Source organism: Methylobacterium sp. CCH5-D2 (assembly GCF_001556475.1).
Lineage (GTDB): Bacteria > Pseudomonadota > Alphaproteobacteria > Rhizobiales > Beijerinckiaceae > Methylobacterium > Methylobacterium hispanicum.
Genome location: NZ_LSIX01000032.1, coordinates 1 through 3,384, shown reverse-complemented (window position 1 = coordinate 3,384; position 3,384 = coordinate 1). Strand labels below are relative to the sequence as shown.

The window sequence follows — 3,384 nt, the reverse complement described above, 5'->3', positions numbered from 1 at the left end:
GGTGAGTCTCGCCGCGCGCGCGGGCAGGCCCCGCCTATCCCGCGGGCAGCCCGCGGAGAGTTTGTGCAAATGGCCGAGCGCCGCGATTTGACGTTTGACCACCCGGCTCGATTGGCCAACCTTACTCGATGGGACAAGTCTTCGGACGGCTCCTGCGCTGCACGAGGTGACTATGACCGAGCCTATGGAGATCGGCGTCTTCATCCCGATCGGAAACAACGGCTGGCTGCTGTCCGAGAACGCGCCGCAATACATGCCGAGCTTCGCGCTGAACAAGGCAGTGACGCTGAAGGCGGAAGGGTACGGGCTCGATTTCGCCCTCTCGATGATCAAGCTGCGCGGGTTCGGCGGCAAGACCGAGTTCTGGGACCACAACCTCGAATCCTTCACGCTGATGTCGGGGCTCGCCGCCGTCACCAGCCGGATCAAGCTCTACGCGACCGCGCCGACCCTGTGCCTGCCGCCGGCGATCGTCGCCCGGATGGCCTCGACCATCGACTCGATCTCGAACGGCCGCTTCGGCCTCAACCTGATCACCGGTTGGCAGAAGCCAGAATATTCCCAGATGGGCCTCTGGCCGGGCGATGAATATTTCGCCCGCCGCTACGAGTACCTGTCCGAGTACGCGCAGATCCTGCGCGACCTCTGGGAGACCGGCCGCAGCGACCGCAAGGGCGCGTTCTTCCAGATGGACGATTGCCGCCTGAGCCCGCGCCCGCAGGCGCCGATGAAGCTGATCTGCGCCGGCCAGAGCGGCGCCGGCATGGCTTTCGCCGCGACCCATGCGGACTACAATTTCTGCTTCGGCAAGGGCGTCAACACCCCGACCGCCTTCGCGCCGACCGTGGCGCGGCTGGAGGAGGCGCGGGCGAAGACCGGCCGCGCGGTCTCGTCCTACGTGCTGTTCATGATCATCTCGGACGAGACCGACGCGGCGGCCGAGGCCAAGTGGGAGCACTACAAGGCCGGGGCGGATCAGGAGGCGATCGCCTGGCTCGGGCTCCAGGGCCAGGCCGACACGAAGTCCGGCGCCGACACCAACGTGCGCCAGATGGCCGACCCGACCTCGGCGGTGAACATCAACATGGGCACGCTGGTCGGCTCCTACGCCACCGTCGCGCGGCTCCTCGACGCGGTGATGACGGTGCCCGGCACCGGCGGCGTGCTCCTCGTCTTCGACGACTTCCTCGCGGGGCTCGACGCCTTCGGACAGCGGATTCAGCCGCTGATGGAGACGCGCCGGCACGTCGCGGCCGCCGCACCGATGGCGCAGGTGGCGTGATGGGGGACGAGGCACCGGCCGGATACCGCGACCCGGCGGGCCGCTACGGCGGCGTGGTCCTCCCCGCGCGCCCTGAGCCGATCGCCCTCGATCCGGCCATGAGCGCGCTCATCGTGGTCGACATGCAGAACGCCTACGCCAGCGCGGGGGGGTATCTCGATCTCGCCGGCTTCGACGTCTCGGCGACCGGGCCCGTGATCGAGCGGATCGCCCAGGCCGTCGCCGCCGCGCGCGCGGCCGGCATCTTGGTGATCTGGTTCCAGAACGGCTGGGACGCCGACTACGTCGAGGCGGGCGGCCCGGGCTCGCCGAACTGGCACAAGTCGAACGCGCTCAAGACTATGCGGCGGCGCCCCGAGATGAACCAGCGGCTGCTGGCCAAGGGGAGCTGGGACTATGAACTGGTCGATGCGCTGAGGCCGGAGCCGGGCGACATCGTCCTGCCCAAGCCCCGCTACAGCGGCTTCTACAACACCCCGCTCGACAGCATGCTCCGGGCGCGCGGCATCCGCAGCCTGATCTTCACCGGCATCGCCACCAATGTCTGCGTGGAATCGACCCTGCGCGACGGCTACCACCGCGAGTATTTCGGCATCGTGCTCGCCGACGCCACCCACCAGGCCGGGCCGCCGAGCCTGCAGGAGGGCGCGCTCCGCAACATCGAGACGTTCTTCGGCTGGGTCTCCGACGTCGAGGCCCTGACGGCGGCGCTCGCTGCGGAACCGAGCCGCGCGGCCGAACGGGCCTGAACAGGGAAACGTGAGACCATGCCGAAGACCGCAGTGATCCCGCCCGGCACCGGCAAGCCGCTCGCGCCCTACGTGCCCGGAACGCTGGCCGACGGCGTGCTCTACGTCTCGGGCACCCTGCCGCTCGATGCCGAGGCCAACGTCGTGCATGTGGGTGATGCGGGCGCGCAGACCCGCCACGTGCTGGAGACGATCAAGGGCGTCGTCGAGGCCGCGGGCGGCAGCATGGACGACGTCACCTTCAACCACGTCTTCCTGAAAGATTGGGCCGATTACGCCGCGATCAACGCGGTCTACGGGGCGTACTTTCCGGGCGAGAAGCCGGCGCGCTACTGTATCCAGTGCGGGTTGGTGAAGCCCGAGGCGCTGGTCGAGATCGCCTCGGTCGCGCATCTCGGGACGGCTGGCCGAGGGGCTGCCTGAGCGGATGATCGCGCCGGTTCACCACGAGATCCACGGCCGGGCCGAGGGCCGGACCGTCCTGCTCTCGCCGGGGCTCGGCGGATCGGCCGGCTACTTCGCGCCGCAGATCCCGGCCCTCGCCGAGCGCTTCCGCGTCGTCGCCTACGATCATCGCGGGACCGGCCGTTCGGCCGGACCGCTGGAGCCCGGCCACGACATTCCGGCCATGGCCGAGGACGTGCGCGCCCTCCTCGACCGTCTCGATGTGGAGGCGGCCGACATCGTCGGGCACGCGCTCGGCGGGTTGATCGCGCTGCAACTCGCGCTCGCCTGCCCCGGGCGGGTCGGGCGCATCGTCGTGATCAACGGCTGGGACGTGATGGACCCGGCGACCCGGCGCTGCTTCGCGGCCCACAAGGCGCTGCTGACGCGGGCCGGTCCCGAGGCCTTCGTCCGGGCGCAAGCGATCTTCCTGTATCCGGCGCCCTGGATCTCGGCTGAAGGGGAGCGCTTGGCGGCGGACGAGGCGCACGCCCTGGCGCATTTCCCCGGGGCCGACACCGTTCTGGCGCGCATCGCCGCCCTGGAGACCTTCGATCTGACGGGCCGCCTCGGCGCTATCTCCCACGAGACGCTGGTGATGGCCGCGCGCGACGACGTGCTGGTGCCCTACACCGCCTCGGAGCGGCTTGCCGCGGGGCTGCCGAACGCGCGGCTCGACCTCATGCCCGATGGCGGCCACGCCCACAGCGTGACGCGCGCCGAGACCGTGACCAGGACCCTCCTCGGATTTCTCGATCGGGCCTGACCCTCGGCACCCACCTGTCGGGACGATGCTTCAGGGCTGGCGGGTCATGCCATGTCCGATTGTCTGGTTCGGTCTGACGCATCGTCTGAGGACGAAGCGCGGGTCCCCTCTCCCATAGGGAGAGGTCTGCTTTCGCAGAAAGC

4 protein-coding genes are annotated in these 3,384 nt (G+C 69.5%); all 4 read left to right on the top strand.

All coding sequences use genetic code 11. The annotated features are described in order from the left end of the window. The first annotated feature begins 184 nt into the window (after positions 1 to 184). From rutA to rutD, 4 genes are read left to right on the top strand one after another with little or no spacing between them, the layout of a single operon-like run. Positions 185 to 1,282 carry a pyrimidine utilization protein A gene (rutA, locus tag AX737_RS00705; protein WP_066918204.1) on the top strand — a complete coding sequence of 366 codons (1,098 nt, stop codon included), beginning with the start codon at positions 185 to 187 and terminating at the stop codon, positions 1,280 to 1,282. Next, positions 1,282 to 2,031 (top strand): pyrimidine utilization protein B, encoded by a 750-nt coding sequence (gene rutB, locus AX737_RS00700; RefSeq protein ID WP_066918202.1) that lies wholly within the window; start codon positions 1,282 to 1,284, stop codon positions 2,029 to 2,031. Before rutA ends, rutB begins: the two co-directional genes overlap by 1 nt. A gap of 18 nt (positions 2,032 to 2,049) precedes the next feature. Then, a complete protein-coding gene (gene rutC / locus AX737_RS00695) occupies positions 2,050 to 2,454 on the top strand; it encodes a pyrimidine utilization protein C (RefSeq protein ID WP_066918200.1) in 405 nt (134 codons plus the stop codon). A 4-nt stretch (positions 2,455 to 2,458) separates the two neighbouring features. Continuing rightward, positions 2,459 to 3,241, top strand: coding sequence for a pyrimidine utilization protein D (rutD, locus tag AX737_RS00690; RefSeq protein WP_066918198.1), 783 nt, complete (start codon positions 2,459 to 2,461; stop codon positions 3,239 to 3,241). The last annotated feature ends 143 nt before the right edge of the window (positions 3,242 to 3,384 follow it).